Annotated in this window: 12 protein-coding genes; 8 read left to right on the forward strand and 4 right to left on the reverse strand. The window is 64.9% G+C overall.

Annotated features, from left to right (window positions below; translation table 11 throughout):
* Positions 1 to 2,567: ribonuclease E/G (locus VDP82_RS06390; RefSeq protein ID WP_323014017.1), on the forward strand; the 2,567-nt coding region annotated here is incomplete at its 5' end.
* Positions 2,568 to 2,629: 62 nt separating this feature from the next.
* Here VDP82_RS06390 and VDP82_RS06395 read toward each other — a convergent pair.
* Together VDP82_RS06395 and VDP82_RS06400 are read right to left on the reverse strand one after the other, a co-directional pair.
* Complete coding sequence (locus VDP82_RS06395) at positions 2,630 to 3,229, reverse strand: hypothetical protein (RefSeq protein WP_323014018.1); 600 nt, start codon at positions 3,227 to 3,229, stop codon at positions 2,630 to 2,632.
* Positions 3,230 to 3,451: 222 nt separating this feature from the next.
* Positions 3,452 to 4,603 carry a pyridoxal phosphate-dependent aminotransferase gene (locus VDP82_RS06400; protein ID WP_323014019.1) on the reverse strand — a complete coding sequence of 384 codons (1,152 nt, stop codon included), beginning with the start codon at positions 4,601 to 4,603 and terminating at the stop codon, positions 3,452 to 3,454.
* Between the two features lie 158 nt (positions 4,604 to 4,761).
* Between VDP82_RS06400 and VDP82_RS06405 the strand changes: the two genes are divergently transcribed.
* From VDP82_RS06405 to VDP82_RS06430, 6 genes are all read left to right on the forward strand, one after another.
* Positions 4,762 to 5,622, forward strand: coding sequence for a DsbA family protein (locus VDP82_RS06405; protein WP_323014020.1), 861 nt, complete (start codon positions 4,762 to 4,764; stop codon positions 5,620 to 5,622).
* A 205-nt stretch (positions 5,623 to 5,827) separates the two neighbouring features.
* Positions 5,828 to 6,265: a type II 3-dehydroquinate dehydratase gene (aroQ, locus tag VDP82_RS06410; protein WP_323014021.1), complete on the forward strand. Its 438-nt coding sequence runs from the start codon at positions 5,828 to 5,830 to the stop codon at positions 6,263 to 6,265.
* 34 nt (positions 6,266 to 6,299) lie between these two features.
* A complete protein-coding gene (gene accB, locus VDP82_RS06415; protein WP_323014022.1) occupies positions 6,300 to 6,791 on the forward strand; it encodes an acetyl-CoA carboxylase biotin carboxyl carrier protein in 492 nt (163 codons plus the stop codon).
* Positions 6,792 to 6,802: 11 nt separating this feature from the next.
* Positions 6,803 to 8,149 (forward strand): acetyl-CoA carboxylase biotin carboxylase subunit, encoded by a 1,347-nt coding sequence (gene accC, locus VDP82_RS06420; protein WP_323014023.1) that lies wholly within the window; start codon positions 6,803 to 6,805, stop codon positions 8,147 to 8,149.
* A gap of 31 nt (positions 8,150 to 8,180) precedes the next feature.
* Entirely contained in the window at positions 8,181 to 8,813 is a 633-nt protein-coding gene (aat, locus tag VDP82_RS06425; RefSeq protein ID WP_323014024.1) for a leucyl/phenylalanyl-tRNA--protein transferase, read from the forward strand.
* Positions 8,810 to 9,586 carry an APH(3') family aminoglycoside O-phosphotransferase gene (locus tag VDP82_RS06430; protein WP_323014025.1) on the forward strand — a complete coding sequence of 259 codons (777 nt, stop codon included), beginning with the start codon at positions 8,810 to 8,812 and terminating at the stop codon, positions 9,584 to 9,586. The genes aat and VDP82_RS06430 overlap by 4 nt, the downstream gene beginning before the upstream one ends.
* 6 nt (positions 9,587 to 9,592) lie before the next feature.
* On the opposite strand, the gene VDP82_RS06435 is transcribed toward VDP82_RS06430, so the two are convergent.
* Together VDP82_RS06435 and VDP82_RS06440 are read right to left on the reverse strand one after the other, a co-directional pair.
* Positions 9,593 to 9,997, reverse strand: a complete 405-nt coding sequence (locus tag VDP82_RS06435) for a DUF2155 domain-containing protein (RefSeq protein WP_323014026.1) — start codon at positions 9,995 to 9,997, stop codon at positions 9,593 to 9,595.
* Between the two features lie 17 nt (positions 9,998 to 10,014).
* On the reverse strand, positions 10,015 to 10,401 hold the full coding sequence (locus VDP82_RS06440) for an NADH:ubiquinone oxidoreductase subunit NDUFA12 (RefSeq protein WP_323014028.1): 387 nt from the start codon (positions 10,399 to 10,401) through the stop codon (positions 10,015 to 10,017).
* Between the two features lie 539 nt (positions 10,402 to 10,940).
* On the opposite strand from VDP82_RS06440, the gene VDP82_RS06445 reads away from it, so the two are divergent.
* On the forward strand, positions 10,941 to 13,027 hold a 2,087-nt coding region (locus VDP82_RS06445), incomplete at its 3' end, for an adenosylcobalamin-dependent ribonucleoside-diphosphate reductase (protein WP_323014027.1).

Here is a 13,027-nt window from a genome sequence, read left to right on the forward strand (position 1 = left end):
CGGCGACCCGCCGCCAGTTGCGCGGCAATATCTATCTCGCCAAGGTCACGCGCGTGGAGCCGTCCCTGCAGGCGGCCTTCGTGGAATATGGCGGCAACCGCCACGGCTTCCTCGCCTTTTCCGAAATCCATCCTGATTACTACCAGATCCCGGTTGCCGACCGCGAAGCCCTGCTGCGCGAGGAAGAGCACCATGACGACGATCATCACGATGAGGACAATGGCGAGGACACCGTGTCGCTGCCCGAGGGCGTGACCGAACCCGACGCCGAGGCCGACCCGCAGGACACCGAGGACGCCAGCCATATCGAGCAGGCCCCGGCCAATACCGAGCCGGTGGAATCGATCGGGGGCGACGACGCGCTCGAGGAAGTGCCGGAGCGCCGCCGCCAGAGCCCGAGCCGGCGCAACTACAAGATCCAGGAAGTCATCAAGCGCCGCCAGGTGATGCTGGTGCAGGTGGTCAAGGAAGAGCGCGGCAACAAGGGCGCGGCGCTGACCACCTATTTGTCGCTGGCCGGGCGCTATTCGGTGCTGATGCCCAATACCGCGCGCGGCGGCGGCATTTCGCGCAAGATCACCAATGCGGCCGATCGCAAGCGCCTCAAGGAAATCACCTCCGACCTGGAGGTGCCGCGGGGCATGGGCGTCATCCTGCGCACCGCCGGGGCCAGCCGCACCAAGGCCGAGGTGAAGCGCGACTTCGAATATCTGATGCGCCTGTGGGAGAGCGTGCGCGAGCTAACGCTCAAGAGCCAGGCGCCGTGCCTCGTCTATGAGGAGGGTTCGCTGATCAAGCGCACCATCCGCGACCTATACAACAAGGATATCGACGAAGTCCTGGTGGCGGGCGACGGCGCCTATCGCGAGGCCAAGGACTTCATGAAGATGATCATGCCGTCCCACGCCAAGAACGTGAAACCCTATGGCGAGGAGCAGCCGCTTTTCTCCAAATACAATATCGAGACCCAGCTCGACCAGATGTTCAGCCCGCAGGTGACGCTGCCCTCGGGCGGGTATCTGGTGATCAACCCCACCGAGGCGCTGGTCTCCATCGACGTCAATTCGGGCCGCTCCACCAAGGAGCACAATATCGAGGACACCGCGCTCCAGACCAATCTCGAAGCGGCCGAGGAAGTGGCGCGCCAGCTGCGCCTGCGCGACCTGGCCGGCCTCATCGTCATCGACTTCATCGACATGATGGAGAACCGCTCCAACCGGGCCGTCGAGCGCAAGCTCAAGGATTGCCTCAAGGACGACCGCGCCCGCATCCAGGTGGGCCGGATCAGCCATTTCGGCCTGATGGAAATGAGCCGCCAGCGCATCCGCTTCGGCGTGGTGGAAAGCTCCACTCATAAGTGCCCGATCTGCGACGGCACGGGCCTGGTGCGCTCCACCGAAAGCCTGGCGCTGATGATCATGCGCCATATCGAGGACCATGTGCTGCGCCGGCACGGCCAGTCGATCAATGTGCGCGTGCCGGTCGAGGTGGCGCTCTATATCCTCAACTTCAAGCGCGAGACGCTGACGGCGCTGGAGCTGCGCAACCAGCTCTCCATCACCATCACCGCCGATGGCAAGCTCACCGGCCAGCAATTCGCCATCGAAAAGGGCGAGTCGCGCATTTCTTCCTATGCCGAGCAGCGCGCCGCCGAGCATGTGCGTGTCGACAGCGCCGTCATCGAGGACGATATCGATGAGAGCGTCGAGGAAACCGAGGACGAAGAGCACGCCGCCAGCGAGGCCGGGGACGGCAATGGCCGCCGCCGTCGTCGCCGCCGCCGCCGTGGCGGAGCCGAGCGGGGCGAGAATGGCCAGCATCAGGACGTCGCTGTGGCGTCCGGCGATGACGAGGCGGGCGACGCCGAAACCGAGGCCGAGGATGGCGAGAGCGCCGCAGTCGCCGGGGACGGCAATGGCGAGGAAGAGCCGCGCCGCCGCCGCCGCCGTGGCCGTCGCGGTGGCCGCCGCAATCGCCGCGAGGGTGAAGGCGAGGAGAATGGCGAGCAGGTCGCTGCCGCCGAGCCTGAGGCCGAAGGCGGGGTGAGCGACGCGCCGGAGGCGGTGGAAGCCGCGCCGGTCGTGGCCGAGGAGCCCGCTGCGGTTGTCGAAGCCGCGCCCGAGGCGGAAGCGCCGGTGGCCGACAAGCCCAAGCGCACCCGCCGCAAGAAGGTGACCGAGACCGAGGAATCGGCGCCGGCCGAAACCGCTCCGGTGGAAGCGGTGCCCGCCGCCGAGCCGGTGGCCGAGGAAAAGCCCAAGCGCAAGCCGCGCGCCCGCAAGCCCAAGGCCGAAACGGCCGAGGCGCCCGCTACCGAAGCGGTGGCCGAGGCGGCCCCTGCCCCGGCGCCCGAACCGGCTGCGGAAGCTCCCGCTGGGGAAGCCGAGGCGCCGGCCAAGACCACGCGTCCGCGCCGCACCAAGAAGGAGCTGCCGGCCGAGGGCATCGTGGTATCCTCCAGCACGCCGGCCGCGGCGCCCGCTCCTGCCGAAGGCGAGGGTGAGCCGGCCGCCGAGCCGCCCAAGAAGAAGGCCGGCTGGTGGCAGCGCCGGCTGGGACTGGGCTAGGATTTTGGGTTAGGATTTTTCGACAAGCGGGCGGCCTTCGGGCCGCCCGTTTCGTTCCAGGATCATGACCGGCCCTTGAAGAAGACCTGCCGGCGCAGGATCTGGACGCCATGCTCGGGGGTGCGCAGGATGGTGAGGCGGGTGTGCTCGGTGTCGCCGGTTCGCGCCGGATGGACCTGCCCGGGCAATTCCATGCGGCGGCGGTCGGGGCCCAGATAGCTGTGGGTCTCGATATAGAGCAGTTCCCTGCCCACCTGCGCCGCCAGGCGCGCGGCCAGCACGCGGCTGTTCTCGGGCAGGCAGATGACGTCGTCAAAGCCCATCTCGATATGCTCGATCACCCGATCGCCCGGCCCGTCGGGCAGGAACACCGCCACCGGGGCGAAACAGACATTGATGGTGGCCGCGCTGCGCAACTGCTTGAGGAAGCGCTTTTTCTCATCCTCGGGCAGCGCGAAATGCACCAGGAAGAACAGCAAATTGTGCGAAGGCACGGCGCCAGCCTGTTGCGGATCGGTAAAGCCATGGACGGAGCCGAACCCCACCTTGCGGGCCAACGTCATCAGCGCCTCGCAATCGGGCTCGCTGCGGGCCAGCGCGATGGCGCTGCATTTGGCCAGCCGGCCCCCTTCCTCTTCCAGTTCAGGCTTCGGAACAGTCATGGACGGACCTCCCAATCCAACCACGGCCCCTACGGTATAACACCGAGCGGCTAAGTGATCGCTAAAGCGCGTCGCGATCTTTCAGATTCGCTCTATGCGCTTTAGCCTCTTGTTTTTGCGCATGTCTTTATCCCGAAACCGGTTCCCACTTTCGGGAGACATGCTGTAAGAGGGAGAAGACAAAGCGCCTGAGCGCCGGACTATCCGATTCCCCGAAACGCTCTAAAGGTGGAGAAAGCGGCCGATGCGCTCCAGGGCCGTTTCGATCTCGGCGCGGCGACCGGCATAGGAGAAGCGCCCGAAGGCCTGGCCGTTCACCCGGTCGAAATCGACCCCGGGCGTGGCGGCGACGCCGGCCTCGTCGAGCAGGCGGGCGCAGAACGCCATGGAGTCGTTGGAAAAGCGCGAAATGCCGGCATAGGCGTAGAAAGCGCCATCGGGCAAGGCGCCGGTCTCGAAGCCCAGCCCGGCCAGGCCCTCCGTGAGCAGGGTCCGGTTGACGGCGTAGAGCGCCTTCTGCTGTTCGGCATAATCGCGCTCGCCCAGCGCTGCAATGGCGGCCACCTGGCTGAGCGTGGGGGCGGAAATGAAGAGATTTTGCTGCAAAATCTCGGCGCGCCGCACCAGATCGTCCGGCAGCACCATCCAGCCGATGCGCCAGCCGGTCATGCAGTAATATTTAGAAAAACTGTTGATGACGATGGCGTCGCGCGTCAGCTCCAGCGCGCTGACCGAGGGGCCGGCATAGTCGAGCCCATGATAGATCTCGTCGGAAATCAGCCGTACGCCCAGACGCCGGCAGGTGGCGACGATGTCGGCCAGTTCCTCGCGGGTGACGGAGGCGCCGGTGGGATTGGCGGGGCTGGCGAAAAGCAGCCCCTCGAACGGGGTTTGGGCATGGGCGGCGGCAATGGCCGCCCCGGTGAGCTTCCAGCCGTTCTGCTGCCCGAGCGGGATTTCCGCGACGCCGAAGCCCAGCCCCAGCAGCGTGTTGACATAGGCGGGATAGCCGGGCCGGGTGATGGCGATGCGGGCGCCGGGGCGGAAAGCGGCGTGAAAGGCGAGAATGAAGCCGGCGGAGGACCCCATGGTGCACAGGATGGATTCGGCATCGACGCCTACCCCGTGCCGGTCGTGATAATATGCAGCCAGACCCTCGCGCAATTCGACCAGGCCCTTGGCATTGGTATAGCCCTGGGCCTGGGGCAGCGCCGCCTTCACCGCTTCGAGCACGCGCGGCGCGGGGGGCGAGCCGGGCTCGCCCAACTCCAGATGGCACACCTGCCGGCCACCGGCTTCCAGCGCCCGGGCGCGCTTGAGGATTTCCATGGCCTGGAACGGCAGGAGGCCGTCAACGGTCGGTTCGCTGGTCATCGCATATTCCTTACTGGCCTCCGGGCCTAACCGGTTCCGTCGCCTGCCTCAACCACAATTGAGCCGGCGCGGGGCGGCAGCGACACTTTCAACGCTGCCCATGGGCGGCGGGGTCTGCTAGAAGGCAGACCAACCTGCTTTTGACAGATGGACATGCCATGCCGCGCCTCACCCTTGCCCTCGTCGCCCTTGCCGGCATCCTTGCCGGCGCGCTGGGTTATTCGGTGGTGAACAAGCCCGCCGCGCAAACCGACAGCGTCGCGGTGCAGGCGATGATCGACGCGGCGCTGGCCAAATACGACGCCGAACGCGCCGCTCCCGCCTCCCCCGCCGTGGCGGCGCTGGATGCGGACCAGCTCAATCCGATGATCGAATCCTTCCTCATGGACGATCCGAAGATTTTGCAGCGCCTGTCGGTGGCGCTCGAATCCACCCTGCGCGCCGAGGAACGCTCGCAGGCGCGCACCGCCATTTCGGCGCTGGACGACAAGCTCTTCAACGATCCGGGCCAGGTGGTGCTGGGCAATCCCGAAGGCGATGTGACGCTGGTGGAATTCTTCGACTATAATTGCGGCTATTGCCGCAAGGCGCTGCCGGACCTGGCGGCGCTCATCGCCGAGGACCCCGGCCTGCGCGTGGTGCTCAAGGAATTCCCCATCCTGTCCAATGAATCCATCGACGCGGCGCGCGTGGCCGTTCTGGTCGGGCAGGCCGATGTGGACTATTGGGATTTCCACGAGGCGCTGTTTTCGGCGCGCGGACAGGTGAACAAGACCGTGGCGCTGGAAGCCGCCGCCGATCTGGGCCTCAACCCAATGACGCTGGAACTGGAACTGGGCTCGGAAAACGTCGCCCGCACCATCCAGACCTCCTATGAGCTGGCGCGGGCGCTCAACATCACCGGCACGCCCACCTATATCCTGGGCACCGACGTCATTCCCGGCGCCATCGGGGCGGACGAATTGCGCCGCCGCATCGCCAATATGCGCGCCTGCGGGGAAACCGAGTGCGAAGGCTGAAGGGGTAACGGCTTTCGGAAGCCTCCTCACATATAGGACCTGATCGTCCTCGATCGCGCCGTCGTCCCCCTCCCCCTTCAAAGGGGGAGGCGCCGCCCGGTGACTGCGGCACCCGCGCGCCTCTGGCGCCGCCCTTTGCCTTTTCGGTGCAATTCGTGTTACCGGGCTTGCACCGGCCAAGGGGGCAGGGCAAAAGGCAAAAATCATGGTAAAGCGCGTTCTCGTCCTCAATGGCCCGAACCTGAATATGCTGGGTACGCGGGAGCCCGGTATCTATGGCGCGGCCACGCTTGCCGACATCAAGAGCCTGTGCCTGGACGCCGGGGTGGAACTGGGCCTGGAGATCGACTTCCGCCAGTCCAACCACGAAGGCGAGCTGGTGAGTTGGATCCAGGAGGCGATGAACAGCGCCGACGGCATCCTCATCAACCCCGCCGGCTATTCGCACACTTCGGTGGCCATTCACGACGCGCTGCGCGCGGTGGGGCTGCCGGTGGCGGAAGTGCATATTTCCAATATCCATCAGCGCGAAGCGTTCCGGCACCATTCCTATGTGTCGGCCGTCGCCTTCGGCGTCATTTGCGGCTTCGGCGTCACCGGTTATAGACTGGCGCTGATGGCGCTTGCCGAAAAACTTAGCTAACGATCAGCGCGCCCAGCGCGGGAGACCGAAAAGAATGACCAAGTCATCGCAAGACGATCAGGACCTGATCCGGGCCATCGCCGAGCTGCTCAACAAGGAAAATCTCGCCGAAATCGAGATCGAGAAGGAAGATTTCCGGGTCCGCGTCACGCGCTCCTATGCCAATGAAGGGGTGGCATACGCCGCTCCGCCGCAATATCTGGCCGCCGCGCCCGCCGCCCCTGCCCCGGCAACGCCGGCCGGCTCGGTTCCGGCCGCAGCGCCCGCCGCCGCCGAGGACCTCGCCTCCAATCCGGGCACGCTCACCTCGCCCATGGTCGGAACCGCCTATCGCTCGCCCGAGCCGGGCAAGCCCTCTTTCGTGGAAGTGGGCAGCAAGGTTTCCGAGGGCCAGACGGTGCTGATCGTGGAAGCCATGAAGACCATGAACCAGATTCCGGCGCATCGCTCGGGCACCGTCACGCGCATCCTGGTGGAGGATGCGCAGCCGGTTGAATATGGCGAGCCGCTCGTCGTCATCGAGTAAGGGGGGACTTCATGTTCCAGAAGGTCCTCATCGCCAATCGCGGCGAAATCGCCCTGCGCATCCTGCGCGCCTGCAAGGAAATGGGCATCCAGACCGTGGCCGTCCATTCCACGGCCGACGCCAACGCCATGCATGTGCGCCTGGCCGATGAAAGCGTCTGCATCGGCCCCAATGCGGCCAAGGACAGCTATCTCAATATCCCCTCCATCCTGGCCGCCTGCGAGATCACCGGGGCCGACGCGGTGCATCCCGGTTACGGGTTCCTTTCGGAAAATGCCCGCTTCGCCAAGATCCTCGCCGAGCACGACGTGACCTTTATCGGGCCGTCGGCCCATCACATCGAGATCATGGGCGACAAGATCACCGCCAAGAAGACCGCGGTGGAGCTGGGCATTCCGGTGGTTCCGGGCTCCGAGGGCGCGGTGGAAACCGAGCAGCAGGCGCTCAAGACCGCCAAGGATATCGGCTATCCCGTGCTCATCAAGGCCACCGCCGGCGGCGGCGGACGCGGCATGAAGGTCGCCCATACCGAATCCGAGCTGCTGGTGGCCTGGTCCACCGCCCGCTCCGAGGCCAAGGCCGCCTTCGGCAATGATTCGGTCTATATGGAAAAATATCTCGGCAAGCCGCGCCATATCGAGGTGCAGGTGCTGGGCGACGGCCAGGGCAATGCCGTGCATCTGGGCGTGCGCGACTGCTCGTTGCAGCGCCGCCACCAGAAGGTGTGGGAAGAAGCCGGCGGGCCGAGCATTTCGCCCGAGCAGCGCGACGAAATCGGCGAAATCTGCGCCGCCGCCATGCGCAAGCTCAAATATTCGGGTGCCGGCACCATCGAGTTCCTTTACGAAAACGGGGAATTCTATTTCATCGAGATGAATACCCGCCTGCAGGTGGAGCATCCGGTGACCGAGCGCATCACCGGCATCGACATCGTCTATGAGCAGATCCGCGTCGCCTCGGGCGAAAAGCTCTCGATGAGTCAGGACAAGGTGCAGTTCTATGGCCATGCCATCGAAGTGCGCATCAATGCCGAGGACCCGCAGAGCTTCGCACCCTCGCCGGGCACCATCACCTTCTACCACCCCGCCGGCGGGGTGGGCGTGCGCGTCGACTCGGCGGTCTATCAGGGCTATCGCATCCCGCCCTATTACGACTCGCTGATCGGCAAGCTGATCGTTTATGGCCGCACGCGCGAGGAGTGCCTGCAACGGCTGCGCCGCGCCATCGACGAATTCGTCATCGACGGCATCAAGACCACCCTGCCCCTGTTCCAGCGCCTGATCCGCGAGCCGGATGTGCTGGCGGGCAATTACGACATCCACTGGCTGGAAAAATACCTGGCCGAGAACAAGGTCTGAGGGGGCGCATAGCCCCCTTTTTCTTTTCCGCATGACCCGCACCAGTCCCTTCGATATCGAGCTGACACCCGAACTGGTGATCCGCGCCTATTGCGCCGGCATCTTTCCCATGGCCGAGGATGCGGGAGACGAGGATGTGTTCTGGGTGAGCCCGGACATGCGCGGCATTCTTCCGCTCGAGGGCTTCCATCTCTCCGCCAGCCTGCGCAAGGCGATGCGCAAATCCGGCTTTTCCATCCGCGTCGACAGCGACTGGGAGGGCGTGGTCGAAGGCTGCGCCAGCGTTGGCAAGGACCGCGCCAGCACCTGGATCAACGGCACCATCCGCGCCGTCTATGGCGAATTGTTCGCGCGCGGCGTCGTCCATACGGTGGAGGTGTGGGACGGCGCGGAGCTTGTCGGCGGGCTCTATGGGCTGGCCATTGGCGCGGCGTTTTTCGGCGAATCCATGTTCCACCGCCGCACCAATGCCAGCAAGATGGCGCTGGCCCATCTGGTCGAGCGGCTGCGCGCCGGGGGCTTTGTTCTGCTCGACACCCAGTTCATCACCCCGCATCTGGCCTCGCTGGGCGGCATTGAAATTCCCCGCGAGGCCTATGAGGAGAGACTGGCGGCGGCGCTGGAAAAGCGCGGCGAATGGTCGGCCTGGGAGCAGCGCCAATGAGCGTGCCTGCCGAGTTGCCCGCCGCATTTGCCAGCCTGCGCGGCCATGACTGGCAGCGGGTGACGCTGGGCAAATCGGGCGCCGATGTGTGGCGCATCGACATGGGCGGGGGAAATGTGGTGTTCCTCAAGACCGGCCCGGCGCAGGCGCTGAGCGAATTGCCGGGCGAAGCCGAGCGGCTGGAATGGCTGGCACATATGGGGTTGCGCGCCCCGCGCCTGGTTGAACTGGTGCAGACCGCGACCCGGCACTGGCTGCTGATGACGCAGGTGCCCGGACAGGACCTCACCCATGAGACCGGGCGGCCCGAGGAACTTTGCCGCATGATGGCGCAGGGGCTGCGGCGGCTGCATGCGCTCGACCCGCGCCATTGCCCGTTCGATCAGTCGGTCTCCCGTCAATTGGCGGCCGGAGCAGCCCGGGTCGAAGCGGGCCTGGTGGATGAGGACGATTTCGATGCCCGCCACCGGGGCTGGAGCGCCGCCGAGGTGCTGGCCTGGGTGGAGGCCAACCGCCCGAGCGAAGCTGAGCTGGTGGTGACCCATGGCGATGCGTGCCTGCCCAATCTGATGGCGGATGGCGGGCGGTTCAGCGGCATCATCGATTGCGGGCGGCTGGGGCTGGCCGATAGATGGCAGGACCTGGCGCTGGCCTGCCGCAGCATCATGTTCAATTGCGGCGAGGCTTATGTGGCGCCGTTTCTCCAAGCCTATGGCGCGGCGTGGGACCCGGTGAAATACCGGTTCTACAACGCCCTGGACGAGTTGTTCTGAGCCGGCTTACCGCTGGTCGGGCGGCGGGACGTCGGTGCTGGTCTTGCAGGCGATCAGCCATACATCATAAATGGCGTGGTCCACCGCGTGCAGAGCGGGGCTGTCGGCGAACATCCAGCCGGTGAAGATGCGCCGGGAGACGCCGGTAAGGCTGCGCTGGTCGACCTCGAGAAAGGCCGAAGTGCGCTGGGTCTCGGTGCTGGGCCGGTTGTAGCAGGCGCGCGGAGTGATCTCGAGCGCACCGAACAGCACGGTTTCGTCGATATAGACATCGAACCTTGTGATGCGGCCGGTGATCTTGTCGAGCCCGGCAAAAGTGGCCACCGGGTTGGCGACGGGCTGGGCCGAAGCCGGCAGCACAAGACCGGCCGCCGCAAGCGGCAGCAGCAGGGCCAGAAAGCGCAGGATCATGGCCGGACGGCGCACCCTTATTCGGGCGACCAGGCGTCGTAATCGCCGCTGACGCGCGGGCGCTCGCCCTTGTTGAGCAGGCTGCCATCGGGGCGGTAGGCGGCGGCGGTGCCGGTCAGGTTGGGCTGATGCGGCTTTTCCCAGGGGCGCGGGGTATATTTGGCATCGGCCGGCACCACATCGGTGCGGTAATGCATCCAGCCATGCCAGCCGGGCGGAATGGAAGAGGCATCGGCATAGCCCCCGCCATAGGTGACATAGCGCCGGTCGGCCTTGCGGTCCTGATAGTAGCGGTTGCCGAATTCGTCGCTGCCGACATAATCGCCGAAGCGCCGGATCCACAGGCGCGTGCCCCAGGTCTGGCCGCCCCACCAGGCGAAGATTTCAGAGAGGAACTGCTTGATACCGGATTGGGCCACTTGTCGATTCCGCCGTCGAAATATGCGCGTTCGGGCCGGGTGTATCATGGGCGGCTAGCCGAGCCTAGACCGAATTGCACCTGCGGGGGCGACCAAAGGCCATCCCCGCCCTGCCCCAGACGCATGGCGCATGCATGCCGGCAGCCTGTGGGTGCGATATGTGAAAAAACCCGAAATTTCTGCGCTTGACAGCAGGATGGGGGAATCACCGCCCAGGCGGAACCGGGTGGGAAGCCGAATGTTTTCGGGGCTTTGGCTGCGGCGGCTCACGCAGCTTTGAACCTTAACCGGGCATAAACCGGCTTTGTTAAGCTTTGCTGACACTGGTAAGTTATCCACGCTAATCCCATATGAAACACTAGATTTTGCGTTTCTGCGCCCCACGCTCACCAGCCATGGTGTGGAGCGCGACAAAAAAACCGCCATCGACATGGGGAGAATTTGGCTTCTTTATGGTGGAAGAAAGTCCGTGAGTCCCCTCGCGGCCCCCCCACCGCACCGCATATCCGTTACAGAGACTGTCCATGCGCATAGAACGCCGTTTCACGACTGCCAATGAAGACCGTTACGGCGGAATCGAGTTCCGCTCGGCCACCAGCGAGATTCGCAATCCCGATGGCTCGGTGGTGTTCAAGCTGGACGATATCGCCGTGCCGGCCGGCTGGAGCCAGGTGGCGGCCGATATCATCGCGCAGAAATATTTCCGCAAGGCGGGCGTCGCCAAGGTTCTCAAGAGGGTGGAGGAAAATTCCGTCCCCTCCTGGCTCTGGCGCTCGGTGCCGGATGAGAAGGCGCTGGCCAAGCTGCCGGAAGCGGAACGCTATGGCTCGGAACTGGACAGCCGCCAGGTGTTCGACCGGCTGGCAGGCACCTGGACCTATTGGGGCTGGAAGGGCGGCTATTTCGACAGCGAGGAAGATGCGCGCACCTTCTTCGACGAACTCTGCTACATGCTCGCCACCCAGCGCGTCGCGCCCAATTCGCCGCAATGGTTCAATACGGGCCTGCACTGGGCCTATGGCATCGACGGCCCCGGCCAGGGGCATTTCTATGTCGACCCCTTCACCCACAAGCTGGTGCAGTCGAAAAGCTCCTATGAGCATCCCCAGCCCCATGCCTGCTTCATCCAGTCGGTCGAGGACGACCTGGTCAATGAAAACGGCATCATGGACCTTTGGGTGCGCGAAGCGCGCCTGTTCAAATACGGCTCGGGCACGGGCACCAATTTCTCGGCGCTGCGCGGAGCGGGGGAAAAGCTCTCGGGCGGCGGCAAGTCCTCGGGGCTGATGAGCTTCCTCAAGATTGGCGACCGCGCCGCCGGCGCCATCAAGTCGGGCGGCACCACCCGCCGCGCCGCCAAGATGGTGGTGCTCGACATCGATCACCCCGATATCGAGGAATATATCAACTGGAAGGTCAAGGAAGAGCAGAAGGTCGCGGCGCTGGTCACCGGCTCCAAGGTGGTTTCCAAGCACCTCAAGGCGATCATGAAGGCCGCCGTCAATTGCGAGGGCTCGGGCGACGACTGCTTTGACGTGACCAAGAACCCCGCGCTCAAGCGCGAAGTGCGCGCCGCCAAGAAGGCGCTGGTGCCGGAAAATTACATCTATCGCGTCATCCAGTTCGCCAGGCAGGGCTATACCGACATCGAATTCCCGGTTTACGACACCGACTGGGACTCGGAAGCCTATCTGACCGTTTCGGGCCAGAATTCGAACAATTCGGTGCGCGTGAGCGACGACTTCCTGCGCGCCGTCGAGGCCGACAGCGACTGGGAGCTGAAGGCTCGCTCCAACGGCAAGGTGACCAAGACGCTCAAGGCCAGCGATCTGTGGGAACAGATCGGCTACGCCGCCTGGGCCTCGGCGGATCCGGGCATCCAGTATCACACCACCATCAATGAGTGGCACACCAGCCCCGAGGCCGGCCCGATCAACGCCTCCAATCCGTGCTCGGAATATATGTTCCTGGACGACACCGCCTGCAATCTGGCCTCGGTGAACCTGCTGCCCTATCGCAATGAGGATGGCTCGTTCAACACCGCCGCCTATGAGCACACGGTGCGCCTGTGGACCATCGTGCTGGAAGTGTCGGTGATGATGGCGCAGTTCCCCAGCCGGGCCATCGCCGAGCGCTCGTTCGAATATCGCACGCTGGGTATCGGCTACGCCAATATCGGCGGGCTGCTGATGACCTCGGGCATTCCCTATGACTCGGCGGAAGGGCGCGCCATCGCCGGCGCCGTCACCGCCATCCTGACCGGCGTTTCCTACGCCACCTCGGCCGAAATGGCCAAGGAGCTGGGCCCGTTCAAGGACTATAAGCGCAACGCCAGGCATATGCTGCGCGTCATCCGCAACCACCGCAATGCCGCCCATGGCAATGCAGCCGGCTATGAGGGGCTTTCCATCGCCCCGGTGCCGCTGGACCACGCCAATCTCAAGGACGCCAACCTGTCCGAGCGCGCCAAGGCCGCCTGGGACAATGCGCTGGCGCTGGGCGAGAAGCATGGCTTCCGTAACGCGCAGGTTTCGGTTATCGCCCCCACCGGCACGATCGGGCTGGTGATGGATTGCGACACCACCGGCATCGAGCCCGATTTCGCGCTGGT

Source organism: Devosia sp. (genome assembly GCF_034675085.1).
Taxonomy (GTDB): Bacteria; Pseudomonadota; Alphaproteobacteria; order Rhizobiales; family Devosiaceae; genus Devosia.

What these genes read in the sequence shown, in the direction of transcription:
- VDP82_RS06395 (WP_323014018.1), bottom strand. Translation starts at nt 3,229, where the DNA reads ATGACTGTTCCGAAGCCTGAACTGGAAGAGGAAGGGGGCCGGCTGGCC.
- VDP82_RS06400 (WP_323014019.1), bottom strand. Translation starts at nt 4,603, where the DNA reads ATGACCAGCGAACCGACCGTTGACGGCCTCCTGCCGTTCCAGGCCATG.
- VDP82_RS06405 (WP_323014020.1), top strand. Translation starts at nt 4,762, where the DNA reads ATGCCGCGCCTCACCCTTGCCCTCGTCGCCCTTGCCGGCATCCTTGCC.
- aroQ (WP_323014021.1), top strand. Translation starts at nt 5,828, where the DNA reads ATGGTAAAGCGCGTTCTCGTCCTCAATGGCCCGAACCTGAATATGCTG.
- accB (WP_323014022.1), top strand. Translation starts at nt 6,300, where the DNA reads ATGACCAAGTCATCGCAAGACGATCAGGACCTGATCCGGGCCATCGCC.
- accC (WP_323014023.1), top strand. Translation starts at nt 6,803, where the DNA reads ATGTTCCAGAAGGTCCTCATCGCCAATCGCGGCGAAATCGCCCTGCGC.
- aat (WP_323014024.1), top strand. Translation starts at nt 8,181, where the DNA reads ATGACCCGCACCAGTCCCTTCGATATCGAGCTGACACCCGAACTGGTG.
- VDP82_RS06430 (WP_323014025.1), top strand. Translation starts at nt 8,810, where the DNA reads ATGAGCGTGCCTGCCGAGTTGCCCGCCGCATTTGCCAGCCTGCGCGGC.
- VDP82_RS06435 (WP_323014026.1), bottom strand. Translation starts at nt 9,997, where the DNA reads ATGATCCTGCGCTTTCTGGCCCTGCTGCTGCCGCTTGCGGCGGCCGGT.